General features: G+C 40.4%; 17 protein-coding genes, 1 pseudogene and 1 riboswitch. Of the genes and pseudogenes, 2 read left to right on the top strand and 16 right to left on the bottom strand.

Features of this window, described 5'->3' with window-relative positions; genetic code table 11:
* The 11 genes from recA to T375_RS09385 all read right to left on the bottom strand — a co-directional run bounded on the left by recA (position 1) and on the right by T375_RS09385 (position 12,208).
* Positions 1-1,059, bottom strand: a complete 1,059-nt coding sequence (recA, locus tag T375_RS09430; RefSeq protein ID WP_044937726.1) for a recombinase RecA — start codon at positions 1,057-1,059, stop codon at positions 1-3.
* 167 nt (positions 1,060-1,226) lie between these two features.
* Positions 1,227-2,285, bottom strand: coding sequence for an acyltransferase family protein (locus tag T375_RS09425; protein WP_044937724.1), 1,059 nt, complete (start codon positions 2,283-2,285; stop codon positions 1,227-1,229).
* Positions 2,285-3,874, bottom strand: coding sequence for a peptide chain release factor 3 (locus tag T375_RS09420; RefSeq protein ID WP_044937722.1), 1,590 nt, complete (start codon positions 3,872-3,874; stop codon positions 2,285-2,287). Before T375_RS09420 ends, T375_RS09425 begins: the two co-directional genes overlap by 1 nt.
* Positions 3,875-3,974: 100 nt before the next feature.
* Complete coding sequence (gene rpsU, locus T375_RS09415) at positions 3,975-4,148, bottom strand: 30S ribosomal protein S21 (protein WP_028236498.1); 174 nt, start codon at positions 4,146-4,148, stop codon at positions 3,975-3,977.
* Between the two features lie 252 nt (positions 4,149-4,400).
* Positions 4,401-7,052, bottom strand: a complete 2,652-nt coding sequence (gene alaS / locus T375_RS09410) for an alanine--tRNA ligase (protein ID WP_330371746.1) — start codon at positions 7,050-7,052, stop codon at positions 4,401-4,403.
* A gap of 19 nt (positions 7,053-7,071) precedes the next feature.
* Positions 7,072-7,233 carry a hypothetical protein gene (locus T375_RS13735; protein WP_177175544.1) on the bottom strand — a complete coding sequence of 54 codons (162 nt, stop codon included), beginning with the start codon at positions 7,231-7,233 and terminating at the stop codon, positions 7,072-7,074.
* 98 nt (positions 7,234-7,331) lie between these two features.
* The gene (locus T375_RS09405; protein WP_044937719.1) at positions 7,332-8,261 is read right to left on the bottom strand and encodes a cobalamin biosynthesis protein CobD/CbiB; all 930 of its coding nucleotides are present in this window, start codon (positions 8,259-8,261) and stop codon (positions 7,332-7,334) included.
* Positions 8,262-8,264: 3 nt separating this feature from the next.
* On the bottom strand, positions 8,265-9,101 hold the full coding sequence (locus T375_RS09400) for a DNA-3-methyladenine glycosylase 2 (protein ID WP_044937717.1): 837 nt from the start codon (positions 9,099-9,101) through the stop codon (positions 8,265-8,267).
* A 1-nt stretch (position 9,102) separates the two neighbouring features.
* The gene (locus T375_RS09395; RefSeq protein ID WP_044937716.1) at positions 9,103-9,864 is read right to left on the bottom strand and encodes an MBL fold metallo-hydrolase; all 762 of its coding nucleotides are present in this window, start codon (positions 9,862-9,864) and stop codon (positions 9,103-9,105) included.
* Positions 9,865-10,013: 149 nt separating this feature from the next.
* The gene (locus tag T375_RS09390; protein ID WP_044937715.1) at positions 10,014-11,126 is read right to left on the bottom strand and encodes a DUF5692 family protein; all 1,113 of its coding nucleotides are present in this window, start codon (positions 11,124-11,126) and stop codon (positions 10,014-10,016) included.
* Positions 11,127-11,266: 140 nt separating this feature from the next.
* Positions 11,267-12,208 (bottom strand): diacylglycerol/lipid kinase family protein, encoded by a 942-nt coding sequence (locus T375_RS09385; RefSeq protein ID WP_044937713.1) that lies wholly within the window; start codon positions 12,206-12,208, stop codon positions 11,267-11,269.
* Positions 12,209-12,312: 104 nt separating this feature from the next.
* Here T375_RS09385 and T375_RS09380 point away from each other — a divergent pair, with 104 nt between their 5' ends.
* Entirely contained in the window at positions 12,313-13,590 is a 1,278-nt protein-coding gene (locus tag T375_RS09380) for a chloride channel protein (RefSeq protein ID WP_242839278.1), read from the top strand.
* Positions 13,591-13,728: 138 nt separating this feature from the next.
* Positions 13,729-13,804: riboswitch (cyclic di-GMP riboswitch) on the top strand.
* Between the two features lie 101 nt (positions 13,805-13,905).
* Entirely contained in the window at positions 13,906-15,645 is a 1,740-nt protein-coding gene (locus tag T375_RS09375; RefSeq protein ID WP_044937712.1) for a methyl-accepting chemotaxis protein, read from the top strand.
* Between the two features lie 46 nt (positions 15,646-15,691).
* Here T375_RS09375 and T375_RS09370 read toward each other — a convergent pair whose 3' ends face one another.
* From T375_RS09370 to T375_RS09350, 5 genes and pseudogenes are all read right to left on the bottom strand, one after another.
* Positions 15,692-18,031, bottom strand: a complete 2,340-nt coding sequence (locus T375_RS09370) for an alpha-galactosidase (protein WP_044937711.1) — start codon at positions 18,029-18,031, stop codon at positions 15,692-15,694.
* 52 nt (positions 18,032-18,083) lie between these two features.
* On the bottom strand, positions 18,084-19,424 hold the full coding sequence (locus T375_RS09365; protein WP_155952504.1) for an MFS transporter: 1,341 nt from the start codon (positions 19,422-19,424) through the stop codon (positions 18,084-18,086).
* Positions 19,404-19,931: pseudogene (locus T375_RS13895) on the bottom strand (MFS transporter); the annotation flags it as partial. The pseudogene T375_RS13895 and the gene T375_RS09365, both read right to left, overlap by 21 nt.
* 16 nt (positions 19,932-19,947) lie before the next feature.
* Entirely contained in the window at positions 19,948-21,414 is a 1,467-nt protein-coding gene (locus T375_RS09355) for a DUF6937 domain-containing protein (protein ID WP_044937710.1), read from the bottom strand.
* Between the two features lie 11 nt (positions 21,415-21,425).
* Positions 21,426-23,885, bottom strand: coding sequence for a glycoside hydrolase family 2 protein (locus tag T375_RS09350; protein ID WP_044937709.1), 2,460 nt, complete (start codon positions 23,883-23,885; stop codon positions 21,426-21,428).

Genomic DNA, 23,885 nt, shown 5'->3' with positions numbered 1-23,885 from the left:
TTATTCAATAACCTCTGTAGGAATATCAGATTCTTTTTCACCACCAACAAGACCAACTTCGCTCTCGTCAGTTTCTGCATAGTGCTCGCGAATTGCCTCTGCAATCTCCTCGCGAACCTCTGGATTCTGCTTTAAGTACATCTTGGCATTCTCACGGCCCTGACCAATCTTCTCGCCAAGGTATGCATACCAAGCACCAGACTTCTGGATGATGTCAAGGTTTGTACCAACATCAAGGATATCACCCTCGCGAGAGATTCCCTCACCAAACATGATATCGAACTCTGCCTCACGGAATGGAGGTGCTACCTTGTTCTTAACGATTTTGGCACGTGTTCTGTTTCCGATTACCTCGCCGTTCTGCTTTAATGCTTCGATACGACGTACATCAATACGAACTGATGCATAGAACTTAAGAGCACGACCACCAGTAGTAGTCTCTGGGTTACCGAACATAACACCAACCTTTTCACGAAGCTGGTTGATAAAGATAACTACACAGTTTGTCTTTGCAACAATACCTGTGAGCTTTCTCATAGCCTGTGACATAAGACGTGCGTGAAGACCTACGTGAGAATCACCCATATCTCCGTCGATTTCTGCCTTTGGTACAAGGGCTGCAACTGAATCCACAACGATAATGTCCATAGCTCCTGAACGAACCATAGTCTCTGTGATTTCAAGTGCCTGCTCACCGTTATCAGGCTGAGAAATATATAAATCATCGATGTTTACACCGATTGCTTTTGCGTATTTAGGATCGAGAGCATGCTCTGCATCGATGAAGCCTGCGATACCACCCTGCTTCTGAACCTCAGCAACTGCGTGAAGTGCAAGTGTAGTCTTACCAGATGATTCTGGACCGTAGATTTCGATGATACGTCCCTTAGGGAAACCACCCTGTCCAAGTGCAATATCAAGGCTGACTGAGCCAGTAGGAACTGTTTCTACCTGGATGTTAGCTCCCTCACCCAGCTTCATAACTGAGCCCTTTCCGTATTGCTTTTCTATCTGCGAAATCGCAGCATCTAATGCTTTAAGCTTATCTTCGTTTGCCATTTTATAAAACCTCCGTTCGGAACAACTGTTCGTTTCTTTAATATAATAATAGTGAACCTGTTTATAAATGTCAACAAAAAATGGGATAAAAAAATTCGAAAAAATAAAAGACAGTGACATAAGTCACTGCCCAATAATATACACGGTATGAAAAGCATCGTCAAGCTTTATTTTAGCCTCAAACAAGGCTTTTCGATGCAATGCCAGCTTATCCAAGCCAGCGGTATAACGATTAGTAATGTGTACAACATATTTAAATAAGGATCCATAGACATGGTGTTATATATCTCGGTAGGTGTGCCGATGCACTCCACTAATGTCTGCTGAATTGGGAACGCCATGATGTATATTCCGTAGGACAAATCTCCTACTTTATCGTACCAGGTGGCCACAAAACGCTTTTGGAATGCAAGATAAAAAATAATGTAAGATCCAAAAATGCAAAATGTGATAATGAAATCTGCAAAGAAAATTCCAAACACAAGCCCTGCAATAGCAACCAGTGCTATCTTCCAGGAAATCTTGATATAATCCCCGAACAGGTAGTAGCACATTCCCATTGCAAAGAACATACCAAGCTTAGAAAAATTCAGCATGAAGCTTGCTGTAAGTGGACCGATGTCCCCAGGGCTGTTGTATGTGTAAAGAATATAGATGCCACCTAAAGCCACAACCATAAGTATTCCAGATGCCTTGAATCGCTTCCATAGAGGCGAAATGACGGCCACAATGACATACCACATAACTTCGTACATCAAAGTCCATAAAGAGCCGTTTAAGCTATGATTATAGTGGTAATTGTACACACCTGGCAAAGTGGTGGTGTCGTGAATAAAGAAAATATTCTTTAGGAAACCAAGAATATCACCCTGCATATACTGCTCAAAGCTATATTCCGATAGAATTGGCCCAAGCACAAACGCCATAATCATCACAACCACAAAAAGCAGTGGCCAAATACGAAGAAAACGAGCCTTGAAATACTTCACTACGCTCTTCGTTCTGTCGAAACTTCTGCAAATTAAAAAGCCACTAATGATGAAAAAAATGTACACCGCAATTCCACCAGCCAAAGCCTTGTGGTTGGTAAGTGTATAAAACACATCCTTTGACTGATCAGCAATGCAAATCGCAAAGGCATGCATATACACAACCATAAGACTGGCAATAAGTCGAATTATGTTAAGGTTATTTTTTCTATCAATAGCAGCTTCGTTTATAGTCATTAATTTGTACCGAATTCAGATAAAACTAATCCTTCATTTCTATCCTGAACCATTCCAACAGACCAAGAATTTACAAATAAAAGAAGTGGTCTATCCTTTAAGTCCTTGATTTTCTTCATATCAGATGTACCAGAAATCTTATCTAAATCGTAGTCTCCTTCAATCCATCTTATATGCTCATAAGGTAAGTTTTCAAGAGCAATCTCAACGTTGTATTCGTTGTTCAATCTATATTTTAATACATCAAACTGAAGAACACCAACTACACCTACGATGATTTCCTCCATACCTGTATTAAACTCCTGGAAAATCTGGATTGCACCTTCCTGGGCAATCTGTGTGATTCCCTTCATGAACTGCTTACGCTTCATTGTATCAATCTGACGTACGCGGGCAAAATGCTCTGGAGCGAATGTTGGGATACCCTCGAACTTAAATGGCTTTTTAGCAGATGTGAATGTATCACCAATGCTGTAAAGACCTGGATCGAATACACCAATAATATCGCCAGCATAAGCCTTATCAACGATTTTACGCTCATCAGCCATCATCTGCTGAGGTGCTGAAAGCTTAGCCTTTCTGCCGCCCTGCACATGGAGATATTCTTTTGTGGCATCGAATGTACCTGAGCAAACACGAAGGAATGCTACTCTATCACGATGAGCCTTATTCATATTAGCCTGAATCTTGAATACGAAAGCTGAGAAATCCTCAGAGAATGGGCTAATCTCGCCAGCATCACTCTTTCTAGGAAGTGGGCTGTATGTCATCTGAAGGAAGTGCTCAAGGAAAGTCTCAACACCAAAGTTTGTAAGAGCAGATCCAAAGAATACAGGTGAAAGCTCACCCTTTGTAACAAGCTCCTGATCAAACTCAGCACCAGCTCCATCGATAAGCTCAAGCTCTTCCATAAGCTGATCGTACTTTTCCTGTCCGATTTCATCCTTGAGAGAAGGATCATCGATAGAAAGAATACGCTCCTCGCCCTGTTTTGTACCCTTTTGTGTATCAGAGAACATACGCACAGTGCGCTCATTTCTATCATATACACCCTTGAATCCCTTACCTGAGCCGATTGGCCAGTTAACAGGAACTGTGGCGATTCCAAGCTCATTTTCGATATCGTCAAGAAGCTCGAAAGTATCGTTTGCATCACGGTCCATCTTGTTGATGAATGTGAAAATAGGGATATGTCTCATAACACAAACCTTGAAAAGCTTTCTAGTCTGTGCCTCAACACCCTTTGATGCATCGATAACCATGACTGCAGAATCGGCAGCCATAAGTGTTCTATATGTATCCTCGGAGAAATCCTGGTGTCCAGGTGTATCGAGGATATTTATGCAATAGCCATCGTACTCGAACTGCAAAACAGAAGAAGTAACAGAAATACCTCTCTCCTTCTCGATTTCCATCCAGTCCGATACTGCATGTCTTGCTGTAGCTTTTCCCTTTACTGAACCAGCTAAATTAATCTGTCCTCCGTATAGAAGGAATTTTTCTGTAAGGGTAGTCTTACCTGCATCGGGATGGGAAATAATTGCAAAAGTACGACGTCTCTTAATCTCTTCTTCAACTGAACGTGCCATATAACCTCCAAAATAATATACTTTACGTAAACCGAAAAATAGCCTGTACCCCAAACTGGTACAGGCCATGATTTCATAAATTCTTAAACATAAATTTTAATTAAAATTTACGCTTTCTAGCAGCCTCAGACTTCTTCTTACGCTTTACTGAAGGCTTCTCATAGTGCTCACGCTTACGAATCTCCTGCTGGATACCAGCCTTAGCACAGTTTCTCTTAAATCTACGAAGAGCGCTGTCTAATGATTCGTTTTCTTTAACTGTAACATATGACATAGTCTATTCCTAACCTCCCTCCATCTGGGGACTTGTACTTAATACTCTAAAGCACTAACAAGCATTTTAGCATAAATCAAGTATTTGTCAACTATATTTTTATATTATTGCGTCAACCTACTCTTACATGCTCCCGGAGGCCACCTTCCATACTTCGCTAGGCAACCTCCCCCTTCGGGGTTCCTTCCTAGCTCATATGGAGCCTTCCTCCTCGCGCTTGCCTAGATTTTGAAGACGCAATTTATACAACTCTTAGACCATACTTGCTAATACGGCTTTGGCTTCGGCAAGGGCATCTGCAATGCCTGCTGGGTTCTTTCCACCAGCCTGAGCCATGTTTGGACGACCACCGCCGCCACCGCCAACCTTAGGTGCAATAGCCTTTACAAGGTTACCAGCGTGTGTACCCTTTGACTGAGCTTCATCTGTAGCCATAACAACAAGGTTTACCTTGCCATCGCAATCAGATGCAAGAACGATAACGCCCTCTCCAAGCTTTGTCTTAAGGTCGTCGCCAAGATCACGAAGTCCATTCATATCTACTCCAGCAACTGAAGTAGCAAGAAGCTTAACTCCATTAACCTCTTCAACTGAATCCATAACATCACCAACAGCAGCCTGTGCAGCCTTTGCCTTCATAGACTCAAGCTCTGAGTTTGCCTCCTTGAGCTGCTTCTGAAGATGTGCAATCTTTTCCTCAACATCTGCTGGCTGACACTTGAGAGCAGCAGCTGCAGCGTTAAGCTTAGCTTCGATATCTGCATAGTATTCGAATACAGCAGCACCTGTGATAGCCTCGATACGACGTGTACCTGAAGCAACACCTGACTCTGAAAGAATCTTGAATGCTGAGATTTCTGATGTATTTGCAACGTGTGTACCACCGCAAAGCTCTGTAGAGAAATCTCCCATCTTTACTACGCGAACTTCGTCGCCATATTTCTCACCAAAGAGAGCCATAGCACCGCTCTTCTTTGCTTCGTCAATTGACATGATAGCTGTTGTAACCTCAAGGCCTTCAGCAATCTTGTCATTTACCATCTTTTCAACCTTTGCAATTTCCTCATCTGTCATTGCTGAGAAGTGAGAGAAATCGAAACGTGTTCTGTCAGCATCCTGGTAAGAACCCTTCTGCTCTACGTGTGTACCAAGTACCTCGCGAAGTGCCTTCTGAAGAAGGTGAGTAGCTGAGTGGTTCTTGCAGATACGAGCACGGCGAGCATCGTCTACCTTGAGAGTAACCTTATCGCCAACCTTGATCATACCAGAAACCATCTGACCTACGTGGCCGATCTTGCCACCCTTAAGCTTGATAGTATCCTTTACTTCAAACTCGCCGTTTGGTGTGCTGATGATACCTGTATCACCAATCTGTCCACCCATTGTAGCGTAGAATGGTGTCTCTGGAACGATAATTGTTCCAACTGTTCCTTCTGCAATAGTATCAACGATTTCTGTCTCTGTTGTAAGAACAGTAACTGTTGATTCTGATGTAGTCTTGTCGTAGCCTACAAACTCAGAAGTAACATTTAAATCGATATCATCGTAAACAGATGCGTCAGCACCCATGTAGTTTGTCTCTTTACGAGCAGCACGAGCCTTCTGTCTCTGCTCTTCCATGCAAGCTTCGAATCCAGCAGCATCGTAGCTGAATCCCTTTTCCTCAAGGATTTCTGCTGTAAGATCTACAGGGAATCCGTAAGTATCGTAAAGCTTGAATGTATCCTCTCCTGAAAGCTCCTTTGAACCAGAAGCAACAAGCTTCTCTTCCATACCTGCAAGGATTTCAAGACCCTTGTCGATAGTTTTATTGAACTGGTCTTCCTCAGCTGTAAGAGTCTTGAAGATGTACTCTCTCTTCTCCCAAAGCTCTGGATAACCATCCTTACACTCGTTAATAACTGTCTCTGCAAGCTTAGCCATGAATGTGCCCTGGATTCCAAGTGCACGACCATGCTTTGCTGCACGACGGATAAGACGACGAAGTACGTATCCTCTACCCTCGTTTGAAGGTGTAACACCATCAGATACAAGGAATGTAGATGAACGGATATGATCTGTGATAAGACGGATTGAAACATCGTCAAGAGCATCTACCTGATACTTCTTTCCTGACATCTCGCAGATCTTGTCACGGATTGCCTTCATAGTATCGATATCGAAAACAGAATCAACATCCTGCATAACTACAGCAAGTCTTTCAAGACCCATACCTGTATCGATGTTCTTCTGCTCCAATTCTTCGTAGCCGCCATGGCCATCGCCATTAAACTGAGTAAATACGTTGTTCCATACCTCCATGTAGCGGTCGCAATCGCAACCAACCTTACAATCTGGCTTGCCGCATCCGTATTTTTCTCCACGATCATAGTAAATCTCTGAGCAAGGACCGCAAGGGCCAGCACCATGCTCCCAGAAATTGTCGCATTCGCCTGTCTCTGGATCACGATAGAAACGAGTGATGCGCTCTGGAGCTACACCGATTTCCTTTGTCCAGATTTCGAAGGCTTCTTCATCCTCTCCGTAGATAGAAGGATAAAGTCTGTCTTTGTCTAGTTCGAGAACCTCTGTAAGGAATTCCCATGACCAGGCAATTGCCTCATGCTTGAAATAATCACCAAATGAGAAATTACCAAGCATCTCAAAAAAAGTAAGATGGCGAGCCGTCTTACCTACATTGTCAATGTCTCCTGTTCTAACACATTTCTGACATGTTGTAACGCGTCTACGAGGTGGAATCTCCTGTCCAGTAAAGTATGGCTTAAGTGGTGCCATACCAGCATTGATAAGCAATAAGCTGTTATCATTATGTGGTACAAGAGAAAAACTATTGAGGCAAAGGTGACCCTTGCTCTCAAAAAACTCCAAGTAGGCGCGTCGTAAATCATTAACACCGGTATTCAAAACAATAGTCCTCCAAATATTATTCTTCGGAAGAAGCCTCTGTTACTTGCTCAGAAACACCCTTCTTCCTGTCGCTAGACTGGCGGAGCTTAATTCCAATAAAACCGCCACAAACACCTATAGCAACTAGTATGATCATTTTAATCAGATAACTTGCAAAACTAGATAAAAATGCAGACATAGCAATTCCTCCTAATCACAATATTTATAGCCAATTAAACCTATATTACATACTTGGTTAAATTATAATCCAAAGTATTTTTAAATTCCACCCGTAATTCAGAAAAATAACAATAAAATCACGAAAAATGCCTGGCATACCATAAAACTATTTTTCAGTAGATTTACTGCTTTATTTATATCTGATGCCTGGATTGGCTTATCAAAATCTCCTATCTTGCCATCATCCAACCCGATTTCCAAAGCTCCTGCAAATGCAGAAATAGCTTTTTTTCTATCTCGCAGATGAATGAATCTGGCGTTTTTGCCATTGAATCCGCCGAAAGTATGTCTTGCACAAAACACTACAAGAGCACCGCTAAATCTTGATGGCAAATAATCAATTATTGAATTAAGCTTTACAATAGGCTGTCCAAAATAATCGTATCTTGCGTTGTATGTGCCTGTTTCGAAGGTGCCAATCTGCCCTTCTATAATATCAAGGGCTCTGTAGATAAATCCGCCAACAGGACCAAACAAAAACATCACAAATAATGGTGACAGCACGCTGTCTGATGCTTCGTTTGCAATGTAGGTAATAGTATCGGATGTTATGCCTTCTTCTGTATCAACTTCCACCTGACGTCCAATCAAAATGCTGGCAGTGTGCTTCATTGCAGCTACACCATTTCCATAATAATCTGCAACTACGCCAAGTCCACCATAATATAATCTGTTGAAATTCAAACAATAGTAGGTGGCCAAAGCCTCAAAAAGCATACCAAACCATGGGTGGATTTCATATGTAAGCATTGTAAAAAAGGTAATGCCGGCAAATACTGGAAATACAACGAGAATAATCAGCCAAGCCCCAAGGTTGCGCTGCTTTGACTTCTCCAAAAGGATAATCTCATCTCCCAGCAAGGCTCTGTCCAAAAACTTTACCCAATCTTTAATTGTGTCGAAAGGATTCCACATGCAATATATATTTCCAAATACATAATCCAATATGGTTCCTAATAAAAGTGCAATAATATGATATTTAAACATTACTCAGCCTTTTCTCTTATGATAAAACTGTAATTGTTGAACATACCCCTGAAAACCAGGATACTCGCTATTTATATAATCAAGATAAGCATCTTTTGTATAATCACTGTAATCTTCCGAGATAATCTTCTTCATCCATGTATCAATTGGATAGCTTTCCATAAAATGGAATCCGTAAAGCATAATGCAGTTTGCCACCTTAGGCCCTACACCTTTGATTTTAAGTAGGGCATCCATAGCCTCCTGGTAAGGCAGCTTGCTAATAGCTTCAATATCAAGCATTCCCGCTGCTACTCTTTCCGATATTCCTTTTATGTAGTCTGCGCGATATCCAAGTGCAGTGCCATCCATCAGCTCTGCTTTTGGAATAAACGCCAGCACATCAGCCTTTGGAAAATGAATTCCATCTGAATATCTGTCACACAGAATCTGGATGGATTTCTTTATCTTAGGAATGTTGTTATTCTGAGAAATCACATAAGATATGAAAACCTCCCACAAATCCTGCCTAAGGATGCGCATTCCAAAAGCATCCTTCAGAGAATCCTTCAAAAACTTATCATCACTCTTACGGATGATGTCGTTATATGAAGTGTAGTCAGTATCGAAATCAAAATATCTACACCAGAAATCCCACTGGCTTTCTTCACAGGCGAAGTCCCATGTGTCTTTCTCTTTATTTAAATAGAAATAAACATCATTATCTCCTGAACAGGCACTGTAAGTATCAGGCATACCGTCTGCACCGGCAGTCTCCTTCTTCATTCTGAAAACCTGACCAGAGTTCATGATAATCTCTGGATTAAATTCTTCCGCTGTAAGACTCTTGCTAAAAACCATTCTAGTCCTCTATCTCAAAAATCATATTTTCCCTGTCTATATCCACAACTCTCTCCCTAAGATTTGCAATATCTGGGCGACTCTTGAATCTTTCAATCCATTTGTAATCTCCCCACATATGCATAGGAAAGATGTTGTCGCAATCAATGTTCTTGATGAAATAATCCAAGCCAAGGAAATAACCATCCTCTCCCATCCGTGAATCCAATGGGACAAATCCTATATCAAAATGCTTGTTTAAGATAGATTTTAAAGCTCGTTTGTATTCACGACCATATACTTCACCGTATAGCTCCCCACGGCCCTCTGCATTCCACCAGTTTAAATCTCCGGCATGGTAAATGTTCATGCCCTTTACGCTGATTACGAATGCCACTCCCGCATCTGTAGAACGAAGGGTTTCTATAGTCATATCATCCACCTGATACTTCTTCATGGATGTTACAAACTGAATCTTATCTTTTATGGATAAATCAAAGCCATTTCTAATAAGATAATTGCGACCTAATCTAATATCCTTTGACAAAATAAACTTGATATTTACTCTTGCGTCAGCAAGACGGAGATTTTCCAGCCACCAGTGATCCTTATGACTATGACTTGCAAAAACATAAAGATATTTATCAGGATCAAGCTCCGGTAAGCAGCCATGAAACTGAACTGTATCTGCCACAACCGATTTATCAAAATAATCAAATAACAAATATCTATCATCAAGCTCCACCAGGAAGCTGCTATGCATTATATAGTAAACTTTATACATTATTCTCTCCCAACAGACTGCTCACTCGCAGTCTTTCATATTCTTGTGAATATTATACCTATATTTAGATGAATTTAAAATACCATTCACTAAATATTGATGAACACAAAAAAGCACCCGCCTAAGCGGATGCCTTAAAGTCTCATGAATTATTTTGCTGCACGAGCCATAGCCTCGTCGAAGTCCTTTGTTCCTTCGAATACGCAGTTAGAATATGGGTTTCCACCGATTCTGATTGCGTTTCTGATGATAACAGAGATACATACAACGTTAACTGCAAGTGCCATCATAGCTACGAATCCCTGCATTGAAGGATCAGCTGTGATACCCATTGCTGCGATAGCATCGTTTGCTGCTGCTGTCTTGCCCTGGCCTGCGTTGTAAAGAGCGATAGCCTTCTCATAAAGATCCATTGTTGTAACACCAGCCTCTGTAGCGCCACCGTATACACGTGGAAGTACAGCTGCGAATGTACCCTTTAACTGGAAGAGAGGTACTACCTGAGCCCACATACACCAAATTGCAAGTGTGTTAGCACGGTTCTGGATCCATGCACCCTTGTTCCAAAGTGCGTTAGCAAATGTAGGAGCAAGAAGAAGTGCAACACCACAGTACCATGTATGTGTAGGAAGGTTAAGATATGTATACTCAAAGTTCCATACATCATATGCGATGATGAACCAGATTGTCATATCTGGCCAGATCATATCTGCCTGATTCTTGTCGTTTGATGTGTAAAGCTTTACACAACCTGTCATACAGAAGATGTTGATCATACCTGCGAGAGCGTTAACAACGTTCCACCATCCACCGTAGATGAATACACCTTCGTTAGAGCACCACCAAGCACCTGAAAGGTCGCCTGTGATTGAGTATGCTGCAAGAGCAGACTCCATATCTGAAACATTAGCAATCATGATGTTTGCTGCTACGATGAACCATGGCCACCAAGCAAACCATTTTTCTTTACCAATGCCCCACTTATACTTGATCATCATGAAGCCGACGCATCCGATATCTGCTGCGTAGAGCTTGAAGTAGTGGAACCAACCATCCATATAAGCAACAGTTGGGTTTGCTGCACCGCCGAATAAACCAACGTGTGCAAGAATGAAATATACTGTAAGAATACATGGGATGATTACAAAAATAATCATTCCGCCGACCTTTGTACGACGGCCGAGTTCGTTCATGAGAATTAATCCTGCAAATACAAGGCACCAGCCAAGGATCTGCCAAAGATTAGTGATTTGGAAAAACATATCCATCCTCCTTAATAATTATTAGAAATTAAAAGAGAAACTTCTTCTCTTTCCCTCGGTTTCTATTATACTTGGTCGTCAAGAAAATAACAATGATTTACTTAATAAAAATTTAATACATTTTTAAGAATTTGTATTTCTTAAAAACCCCTAATTTTCAACTTTGAGGGCAAACATTCAAAGGTGATTTTTTTATAAAATCCAACATGTTCTCCATCTGCGTGTACACACATTTGGTCATTCATAGATATCTCCAATTTATTAAATTTTAATAAATCAAATCCCTTCTTCCCCTCATGCTTACCTGCAACCAAAAATGGTAGCAAACCGAAGCATTTTATTCTGCTTATGTCATGAGCAATAAAAGCTGTAAGATATCCGGAGTCAACTGTTGCCTTTGGAGCCATAGGAATGCCACCGCCCTCCGCCGGGCAATTCATAGCTGCCGCAAAGATGGTACTTTTAATATTTCGCTCCTCTTTTTCTCCATCAAAATAGGTAGTAACAACTGCATCTGAAAATGGCATTGTAAAAATGTCACCAACAGTAAGAAGGCCGTATGTAGCTGAGCCAAGACCAAATTTATTCAAGAAAGTCTTAAGCTTACTAGTGAGCGCCTGCAAACAAACATAGGCATCCACCCCTATACCAGAGCTAACACCAAAGAGTCTGCTTTGCTCTTCTCCATCTTTATTATAAGTAACCTTTCCTATATCAATGCTTTTGAAACCATCATCCTTAAGGGCTCGTTTTAAAATATCAAGTGTGCTTCCTTCCAGTCCGATGCCCTTAACAAAATCATTGGCAGAGCCTGATGGCAACGGTGTATATAAGGTATGTTCAAAATCTGCTATTCCGTTAAGTGCTTCATTTAAAGTGCCATCTCCACCCATGACAAATAAATGAACTTCCTCTCCTGAAGATGTGGCATTCTTTGCAAATTCAGTTGCATCATAAGCCTTGGCTGTAAAGTGAACCTCGTAATCTACGCCTTCACTTTTAAGATATTCTTCTATCTTATTCCAAACACCTTCAGCTTTTCCTGTTCTACTCGCTTTGTTTACAATAAATACTTTTTCCATATTGTCTCCCAAATAATATTTCTAAGATAATTTTGTATATTTTATCAGGCAAAGTCAATGTATTTGTGTTAGCATACAATATATAAAATTCAAAGAGGGAAAATATGGATAATAGAGAATTTAAAAAAACGTTATTTCACAAAATCGATCACAATGGTCATCGAGCAATGTCTGTTTTCAGCTGGACAATCGCATCCATCGTAATAGGTGTTCTAGTAGGATTATTTGCTACCGCCTTCGGACTTAGCATGCGAAAAGTCATATCTGTCCGTGAATCCAATCCATGGCTTATATATTTTTTGCCAGTTGGCGCAGTTATAATCACATTTATATATAAGAAGATTCTTAAGGTAAAAGACAGCGGAACAAACACTGTTATTGCTGCTATTCAGTCAGATGAGCGTCTTCCATTTAGACTTGCTCCACTTATTTTTATAGCTACATTAATTACTCACTTGGTAGGTGGTTCTGCTGGTCGTGAGGGAGCCGCTTTACAGATGGGCGGTGCCATCGGAAATGGTATTGGACGTGTCCTTCACCTTAGTGATACCAACAAAAAGACAATGATTATGTGCGGTATGAGCGCAGCATTTTCTGCTTTATTCGGCACACCAATGGCAGCTGCTATTTTCTCCATGGAGGTTATTTCAGTTGGAATCATGCACTACGCTGCACTTGTTCCATGCGTTATTTCTTCCCTTGTAGCAAGATACATCGCTGCATACTTTGGACTTGGCGCTGAAATTTACCCAATTGAGGTTATTCCAAAGTTTACAATAAAAACAGCAATCATCATCTGTATATTTGCAATAATATGTGGATTTGCTTCTATATTATTCTGCACTATGCTTCACAAATACGAAGAATTCCTTAGCGGCAAAATCATTAATCCATATATTAAAGCAATAGTCGGTGGTACTTCAGTTTTGGTTCTTACATTATTGGTTGGAAATCAGACATACAACAGCACAGGTTCTTCTATAATAATGTCCTGCTTCACAGGCGCATCCATTGGGTTAGGAGCTTTCCTTTTAAAAATGGTATTTACTACCCTTACCCTTTCCTGCGGATACAAAGGTGGTGAAATCGTTCCTACTCTTTTCATTGGTGCTACACTTGGTGCCGCTGTTGGCGGATTAATAGGATTTCCTCCTGCTCTTATGGCTGCTGTAGGAATGGGCGCTCTGTTTTGTGGTGTTACAAACTGCCCTATCTCCAGCCTTTTGATTTGCTTCGAGCTCTTTGGTTACGAGCCAATGCCTTACTTCTTACTGGCCGTAGCATTCAGCTATTGGGTATCAGGCTACACTGGCCTTTACAAATCTCAGAAGATTGTATACAGCAAGTACAGAAGCAATTATATTGATAAGCATGTACAATAAAATTATTCTATAAACCTATTCAATTATGCAAAACTGTCAAAAATGATAAACAATTAACAAAAGTAGTTGCCAACCTAAAAAACAGCATATATAATTGTGACTGTTTTCAAGCAAATTGTGAAATATTTGTGAACAAACACTTTATATGGGCAAAACAAGCGAAAGCTTGCGACGCAAAACTATAGGGACTTTAAAATGTCAGCCAGTTGCAACTACTTAAAATATACACTCGAATTCTAAGCATGGTGTCATATTATATGTCCCATGCTTATTTTATTGTCGAGTTTGATTGTATTGCAATCGGAAAGGTTTAACATGAAAAAGAACAAGAAATTAGTGCGCCAGGTATTATTATTGGCTTCTGCGTTAGCATTACTTATGGCCACAACAATCGCCATTATTGGTATCACTTTCGTAAAAAAGGCTTACTATAATTCCTTTGAAGAAGAACTTCACGCTTCTGCTATTTTCTTAATGGATGCAATGGACCACGAATGGAGTGGTGATTGGTCAGTTGCTTCAAATGGAACTATTCTAAAGGCAAATTATGCTGTTCACGATGATTTTCAGGAGCAGCTTGATAGCCTACATGAAAAGACCGGAATGGATTTTACTATCTTCTACGGAGATACCCGTTATATCACTTCTCTTGTTGATTCTGAAACTGGTGAGCGTATGGAAGGAACAAAAGCCTCAGATGTTGTAGTGGAAAAAGTTCTCACAAACGGAGAAGAATATCTTGCAACAAACTTTTCTATAGATGGCATCGAAGGAAAATGGTACGCATACTACTTACCTCTTACAAATTCTGACGGTTCAGTTGTTGGTATAGTATTTGCAGGTAGAGATACAAGTTCAGTAGAAGCTGCTTTATTGCACGCTCGTTTAATAATCATGGGTGTGTATGTATTCTTCTTCTTCCTTAACCTTTCTATCGGTCACTGGATGGTAAACAAGTCTACAAAGGCTATCCAGGATATCGTTGATGGTTTAAAGAAGCTTGAAGACGGTGAGCTTTCATTCTACATAGATAACCAGACATTTGACAGAACTGATGAAATTGGTGTAATCGCAGAAAGTTCTGCTGAGCTTCGTGATAAGCTTACAGATGTTATTCAGACAACTCTTGATCTTTCAGAAGAAGTTACAAAATCTGGAGAAAACCTTGCAACATCAGCTGATACTGCTCTTCATGTAGCAGATCAGGTTGCAAACGCTGTAGAAGATATCAGCAAGGGCGCCGTTGCTCAGGCTGAAAACGTTGAAAACTCATTATCTAACACTACAGAAATGGGCGAAAGCATTGATGATATCACTTCAAGTGTTAAGGAGCTTTCAAAGGCTGCAACAGAAATGCTTGAAGATGCAAACCACACTGTTGATGCAATCAACGAGCTTATGCTTCAGAACGAACAGGTTATGGTAGCCATGACAGAGATTCACAGCCAGATTCAGGCTACAAACGATGCTGTTAAAAACATCGCTGATGCTTCAAGTGCTATCACATCTATTTCAGAGCAGACTAATCTTCTCTCTCTTAACGCTTCTATCGAGGCTGCCAGAGCTGGAGAATACGGTAGAGGATTTGCCGTTGTTGCTTCTGAAATTGGTTCCCTGGCTATCCAGTCAAAGGATGCAGCTGTTTCAATCAATGGAATCGTAGATAAGCTTGTAGAAGAATCACAGATGAGTGTTGATACAATTGAAAAGCTTAACGTAGCATTCAACAAGCAAAACGCTCAGCTTAACAGCACAAAGACAGATATGGACGGTGTTGTTAGCAACGTAAACAGCGTTGATATTAGTACAAAGACAATTGCTGATAAGGTTGAACTTCTTAACAACCTTAAGGCAAGCTTCAATGATATTATTTCAGAGCTCTCTGCTATTTCTCAGCAGAATGCAGCATCCTCACAGGAGACAACTGCTTCTATGGAAGAGCTCAACACAACATTCGCTATGATAAATGAGGCCGCAGCCGAGCTCAAGGACCTTGCCGTAAGCCTAAACGATAAGATGAACTACTTCAGTATCGAAAGTACTGTAACAGAGTAAAATTAAAAAGAACCAGTAACTAACTGGTTCTTTTTTTGTATTTATGCTATTCAGCTTTCTCTACGAAATAGAGGCGTGCTCCGAAATCTGGGAAGTAGCGAACTTCTTCATTGAAGCCAGTACCTACGAAGCTTTGTACAAGCTTAACTCCGTTAGAATTAAGTGTGTTTCCATAAGCCACGTAATCTTCTATTTCACCAGGCATCTTTACAAACTTTGCAACAAGATTATGTACAAGTGAATCCTGCTTAATATGAATTGGAGAAACTGTATTTACCAAATCTCCAAATCCCTTTACGTTATATTCAAGCTTGCGTCCAAAGAAGTGGTACTTTGTCTGCGGATCAAGGCCAGCCATCTCAAGCTTCAAGTACTGGTCTCCTGCTACGATTTCTCGCTGCATAAGCATTGAAACAGATGTAGATTTATCCTTATCAACGATGCTCCACTGATAAATGTTGTCCGCTCTGTGGCGATAGAAATCGCCAAACTGTAATGTCTTACGATACTGCTTGTAAAGCTCGATTTGTGCCTTAACAGCTGCAATATCTTCTGACTTCATATCGTTAAGATTGAGCTCATATCCAAGTACCCCAAAGCTTGCTACGGCAAAGCGTGATTCAAGTGGTGTAACACGAAGTGTCTGATGGTTTGGACATGCAGAAACATGTGCTGTGTATGTAGACTGCGGATATCCATATGAGTATCCATCCTGAATTGCAAGTCTGCTGACAGCATCTGTATTGTCACTTGCCCAAATCTGTGGATAGTAGCAAAGCACACCAAGGTCAAATCTGTTTCCACCTGAAGCGCAGCCTTCCATCAGAATCTCTGGGAAGCGCTCAGCCAATGTCTTTAACAATCTGTAGAAGCCAAGAACATATCTATGGCTAACCTCAAGCTGCTTATCAGCTGGGAGATACTTTGAATAGTAATCTGAGAAGTTTCTATTCATATCCCACTTGATGTATGAAAGACCAGGTGTAGAGAATACCTCGCTCATTCTGTCAATCATGTAATCTACAACCTCTGGGTTGCAAAGGTCCAGCAATCGCTGGAAACGTCCCTCTGAATGATCCATGTTTGGAATATCGATAGCCCAATCTGGATGCTTTCTGTAAAGCTCACTATCAACGTTAATCATCTCTGGCTCAACCCAAAGACCAAACATAAGACCAAGGTCGTTTACCTTCTTTGAAAGACCTTCCAAGCCACCTGGAAGCTTCTTTTTATTAACAATATCCCAATCTCCAAGGGCTCTGTGATCGTCGTTTCTATCGCCGAACCAGCCGTCATCCATAACGAACAATTCTGCGCCGGCATTCTTAGCTGTCTTTGCAAGCTTTAAAAGTGAGCCCTCTGTGAAATCGAAATAAGAAGCCTCCCAGCTGTTGATAAGAACTGGACGTTCCTTCTTTTTCCATGGGCCACGTGTAATATGCTCACGAACGAAATCATGCATATTAAGGCTCATCTGTCTGAAACCAGCTGCTGAATATGTAAGAACGGCCTCTGGTGCCTCAAATTCCTCTCCTGCCGCTAAATCCCATGCAAAGTTCTGAGGATTGATTCCATATACAACTCTTGTCTTCTTAAATGAAGAAACCTCTGTAGCTGAGTAATGATTACCCGAGTAAAGTAAGTTAAATCCCCAAACATCTCCAGACTCTTCACATGAATCTGGCTCAGAAATCATAAATAAAGGATTGCATCTGTTTGAGCTAGTGCCAGTAAATGATGCATTAACAAACTTACCAGCTGGAAGAACAATATCACTCTTGTTCATCTCACGTGTCCAGCCACCGTGGAATGATGTAATTTTCATACCTGGATGATCGTAATCCATAAGCATTGAAAGCATACGTGTAAGGCGAACGCTTTCATCTGAAGTATTTATAAACTTGGCAGAGCGAGTAATTACATCGCACTCTTCAAACACTGAATATGAAAGAATCAAAGTGAATCCGTGATTCTTATCCTTCATGGTTACGTTGAGAGTTTCTACCTTGCCTGATTCATCGTATGAGCTTGGCAAAGTCTTGAACTCAGGCTTGCCAGAAATAACCTCATATGAATCATAAACGAAGTCCAATGATGTGCTTCCGTCAGCACAAACTACTTCTAGCATAGGCTCTCTTAAATCGCCCTTACCAATTGCAGAAAGCTCAAGTCTAACATCCTCTAATGTTAAATCCTGGTGTGCATCATCGTATGTAATAGTATTGCCTGGAGCAAATGCACGCTTTTCTTTAAGCACAGATGGCTCATCGCAATTGATGAGCCTTCCGTAATACATATGTTCCAGCTGACCTGTTTCCATTACGCGAAATGCGTATGTTGTTGACTTGGTATTTAAGAAAAATACCTTTCCATCAGCTTTAATCATCTAAAAACCTCCAACTCCTGTAAAAATTACAAGATTAATCTTAACATATATTTTATTTACGAGCTTTTAATTCGTCTGAAATCTCAGCAAGCTTTTCATCAGTCAAAATATATTTTGCTCTAAAGAACAAGAATGCAATAACAAGAACGATTGTTGGTCCGACTGTCATAATCATTCTAAGTCCGATTACTGAATTTGCATCAATAGACTCAAGAAGTCCACTGTTTGCAACCTTTGCCTGAAGACCAGCCACATCAAGTGTTGCTGCACTATCCTTCTGGATATTGAAAATAGCAAGACAAACTGATGCAACAAGAGCTGCAATACCAGATGCAAGCTTAACAACGAATGTCTGCATAGAGAAAATAACTGATTCGTCTCTACGATAGTTCTTAAGCTCACCGTAATCTACTGTATTTGCAAGGAATACTGTGACTACAACGTTAAGAATTCCTGCGCCAGACATGATAAGGAAGCCTGGTAAGAAGAAAATAAATACGTTTGTAACTCCGCTAAGTGCCATTACAAGAAGAACGATGTATCCTACTATTTCTGCTGCTACGCAAATATAGAAAATACGAAGTGTTGTAAAGGCTTTTCTAAGAAGAGGGAATAAAATCATCATTGCAAGAATCTGCATACCACCTGCAAATGTGTTGAACAATGTGTAATTTCCCTGCCAATTGCTTCCTGCTAAATCGTATTTGAAGAAGTAAATCAAAAGGTTTGATGTAATGTAAAGTGCAGTGTTTACAAGAACGATTGTTATAACAATTGTCATAGCCTGATCATTCTGGATAAGAGCCTTAAACATCTGACCAATTGATGCTGTCTGCATATCTACTGTAGACTTTTCCTTTATGCATGCACATGTGATGCCAATAAAGAGAATAAATAATGCACCGATGATGATTGAGAAGTACTTGAAACCAAGACGCTCAACTTCCATTGTAGAAGTCATATCAATTGTCATTTTGCTAAGATCAACTTCACCATTCATAAGCTGGTTGAATGCATCACTAGGAACATAAATTGCAACTGCAACAGCTCCTGAGTCGACGCTATCCATAGCTACGTTAATATCACAATCATCTCCCTCTACATAAGTAGTATCACCATATGTAAAGCTGTAGTTTGTGTTGTCTCCATTTAAAGATACAACGCCGTTGTAGCCGTTTTCTTCATCTACAACACCGTCAAATACCTTCTGGATTCCTGTTACATTAAGAACAATATCATTTCCCATAACTGTGCTTGTGTTTGATGTAGGATTTCCGTCTGCATCACGCTCTACAACATACACACTGAAGTTAGTATTGCTAGAATCAAATGTCTTTAAAATATTATCTGTGCTGTTTGCTGCTGCTTTTGAACCAAGAGCTGCAACAGCCATAACAGTAACAATTGTAACAAGAGCGGAACCAACGCCAGCGCATGAACGAGCAAGTGCTGATAAACCTTCACGCTCCTTACCGCTATCTGTAAAAGCTGGAACCATTGACCAGTAAGGGATGTCCATCATAGTGTATGTAACGCCCCACATGATGTAAGTAACAGCTGCGTAAGCAACAAGGCCCTTAGCAGTAGCTGCTGGTGGTGCCGAAAACATTAAAATCAAAAGAACTGTATTTGTAATAGTTCCAATTAAAAGCCAAGGACGGAACTTTCCCCAACGAGTCTTAGTCTTTGCAACAATTACACCCATGATTGGATCATTGAATGCATCAAATACACGGGCAACCAAAAGGATAATACCCATCGCAATTGCATTGACTCCCATGATGTCCTGGAAATAGTAAAGTACGTATGAAGCTGAAAGCATGTAAACCATGTCCTTTCCAACAGCTCCTATACCATAGGCAAATTTTTCAACTCCCGATAAACTTCTTTTTTCTGCCATTATACTCTCCTCCTAATTAGTTCTTATTCTTAAGCCCCATGGCAAGCTCAACGACCTTATAAGCACCATCATAAACCCCAATAGTCTTGTTAACTTTGATGCTCTCACACATATCTGTAAGAAGTCTGTCGTCCTGCATAAATAAATCTATCATCTGAAGTGTATGAGGAATGTCTCTACACTCAAGTGTTCCATCACCCATTTCTGCTGAGTGAATAGCGCCCCACATCTCATGCTTTCCTACTCGCTTAATGAAAAGCTTAGGTACTGGATAGAATGCAAGCTCTGATGGCTTTGTAACAAGTACATCGCAGCTACGCATAAGTAAGTTTGTGCAATAAACTGCTTCAAAAATGTTTTCGTGATAGAATCCGTGGATGCCCTCAACATCACCTGTCAAAGCTTCCTCAGCGAACTTTGTTGTAGCATCAAACTCATTGAAGTGCTCTGTAACTACATCCTTCATCTGAGGGATTTCTGCCATCAAATCATCCCATACATTCTTGTAATCGCCAACATTTACATATAAAGCTGCACGATGTGATTTAATCTCTGGCAATAAATACTTGATGATTGCTGCAAAGATTTCTTTCTGTGCACCAGCGCCACCGATTGTAAGAAGGAAACGCATTGGTTTACCATTCTTCTTTCTATCAAGACGAGCCTGGCAATCTACCTCGATATTTGAAACAAGCTCATGATCAATGTAGTGACCTGTGTATACTAAAGAATCATTTGGCATTGGCTTGCAAACTGCATCTCCCGCCATACCGTTACAGATTCTATATCCCATATATGCATTCTTGCACTGAATAGCATGAACTGCGCCCTCAGCAAAATGAAGAGCCATTGGCCAGTTGTCTGGAATAGCATTTACAACATACTTCATTCCTGCATGTACAGCAGCCTGAGCTGGCCATGCATGTGTTCCGATAACAGGAATCTCCTTTGGAACATTCTTGTAAACTGTAGCCATAAGCTCAGCATTTTTCTGGTCTGAAGAGTTGTAAGAAAGCTTTCTAAACCACTCATAGTTTGCTGGCTCCCAAATAAACTTGTTGAAAAGCTTGTTCTTTGAAAGTCTTGAACCAAGTGAATACAAATCATTCTGAGCGCTGATAACCTTTGTGCAGGTAGTCTGTGGATAGCCATTTAAATCCATCCAATATGGTGTGTAGCCCATAGACTTTGCAGCTGATGCCATAGCCATGGAAATACGATAATGACCAAATCCCATACGGATATTACCAACGATAACACCCTTCTCAGTATCAAATGCTTCCTTTGATTCGCCGTCCTTTAAGAGAACGTCATATACGCCAAGAGAATCTCCAATGTGATCATTCTTCGCAATTACGATATTGTAATCCACGTTTGAATCATCACCATATTTCTTGATGTTCTTTTCTTTTGTTTTGCACGCTTTTTTGTAATCCTTATCTGAGATTACGTTTCCAAAAATTACTTTACTTTTGTCTTGCATCTTTTTACCCCTTAATTAATTAAACATTCTGCAGATATACCGATTTCAACTGGCTCCAATCCATCACATGAAATTGTAAGCTTTCCGTCTCCATCTTCACCTATAGATTTGATATATACTCCTGTGGAACCACCCATTGGTGATACCACCTTTGGTCCGATAATCTCAAAAGGCCCCTCAACCTCAAAAGAAACCGGCTGACCAAAGAAATACAGCTGATTGTCATTTTGATCAGCTATTGTGATGCGAACCTGGGCCACATCATATGTGTGAAGCTCTGTTAAAAGTGTATGGCTGATTTTGGCATTGATATGCGCCTTTGTAACAGCTGCCTTTTTAACAGTCTTAACTACCTGACCATCCTTGATAGCTTCGAATTTGTATTCTCTAGATTCTCCACCCCAGTCACCAATAAACTTGTTGTAAATTGGCACCGCTTTGCTTGGGCTTACATGATGGAAAACAACTAGTCTAAATGCTGTCCAAGCAAGTGATGGTGTAATCTTGAATCCCCCAAGTGTAACATCATTTAAAGCCTTTTTAATAAGCTTGGCCTGACCCTTTGTGAATTCTCCATCCTGCTCTACTGCATCACCAACAAAGTCATCAATGAGAATTGGACCATGCTTGAGGTTTTCGTATTTGCTATCTGATGGGAAGTATTCTTTAATAAGCACATCGTTCTTGTACATCTTTACAGAATCTGCATTTGTAATGATGTATGACTTTCCTCTGTTGCAGGCTGGATGCTCGCCGATATCAAAGCTTGTAGTGATATCAAGAACAGTGTCCATGTCTGAAAATGCTGAATACACTGAAGCTGCAAGCTTTGGATTTCTAAACATATCCATTACGCCGTGATAACAGATTCTATCGCCGGAACCGAAGTCCTTATGTGTGTTGTAGTCAAACATGCACCATCCAAATGAACCTGCAATATCAGGCTCTCCAGCAATGGCATCAAGAACATTTGCATGTCTCATTGCATGCTCCTGTCTGTGTTCCTCAGCATCGAAAGTCTTTGTTGGGTACATATGACCATTGTACTCACTAACCAAATAAGGCTTTTCATCGTTTGATGTGATATCTGATTTCTTCGAGCAGCCCTTGTTAGAGCCTGAATGAACGAAATCATTGTATGTGTAGACATCTTCTAGCAGTGAACTCTTTGCATGGGCTCTAACGCCACCTGTAGGGCGTGTAGGGTCATATTTGTGAGCCACCTCGTTTGTTCTAGTGTAAAACTCATCGTCATCCTGTGATTCGTTTATACGAACTCCCCAAAGGATGATTGAAGGATGATGGCGATACTGGATAACCATATCCTTTGTATTTTCTACAGCGATGTTTTTCCAATCAGCATCACCAATGTGCTGCCATCCAGGAATCTCTGTAAATACAAGCAATCCTAATTTGTCACATTCATCAATGAAATAATGTGACTGAGGATAATGTGAAGTACGAACAGCATTAAGCGCCAATTCTTCTTTTAGAATCTTGGCATCCAAACGCTGCATAGACTCTGGCATTGCATATCCAACATAAGGATATGACTGATGTCTGTTTAATCCTCTAAGCTTTAGCTTTCTGCCGTTTAGGTAATAGCCATTCTTTCTGAATTCTGAGCTTCTGAAACCGATAGTTTCAACATGCTCATCTACAACATTGTCATCAATAACAAGCTGTGTCTTAATCTGATATAGATGTGGGCTTTCAACATCCCAAAGCTTAACAGTGGTAGGCGCTGTTGTAAGATTCAGTAGATATCCATCCTCTACTTTTTCAAGGCCACCAACAGGCTGAGATATCAACAAATCCTCGTCTAAATACTGCTTAATAAAAACATGCTCATCAACAGCAAGCTCGTAAATGTTTTCAGAAAGAATACATTCAGTTTTAAGAATACCCTGAACCTTCATCATTTTGATTTGCTTTGGAGTTCTCTTGCTTGTAGAAACTCGCTCTAACAATGAAGGCTGAACAAACAGGCTCTTAAAATGGGTTTGTTCTTTGACTTCGAAATAAACATCTCTATAGATACCACCATAAGTCATATAATCAACTACATAACCAAATGGAGGCTGGTTAAGACTTTCTCTGGAATCAACCTTTACTGTGATAAGGTTCTCTTCGCCAAAATTAAGAACATCTGATACATCAATTGAAAATGCTGTATAGCCGCACTCATGATGCTTCATATGACGACCATTGATATAGACGTCACAGCAATGTCCAACTGCTTCAAATGTAAGAATAAGAAGTTTGTCAGCCCACTGAGCAGGAGCAAAAATGCTCTTTTGGTAAGCTGAAACCATTTGATAAATACCTTCATCAAAATATGAAAAAGGTGTCTCTTTAACAGTATGAGGAATATTGATAAGCGTGCTTTCCTTCATAGGCTGGCTTATCATTTCCTCATCAAATTTTTCATTAAATCTCCACTTTCTGTCTAAATAAACTCTTTGTGCCAT

This window comes from Pseudobutyrivibrio sp. LB2011, from assembly GCF_000701765.1.
Classification (GTDB): Bacteria; Bacillota; Clostridia; order Lachnospirales; family Lachnospiraceae; genus Pseudobutyrivibrio; species Pseudobutyrivibrio ruminis.
Note: the sequence above shows the minus strand (reverse complement) of the source record. Positions and strands in the feature narration are given on the sequence as shown.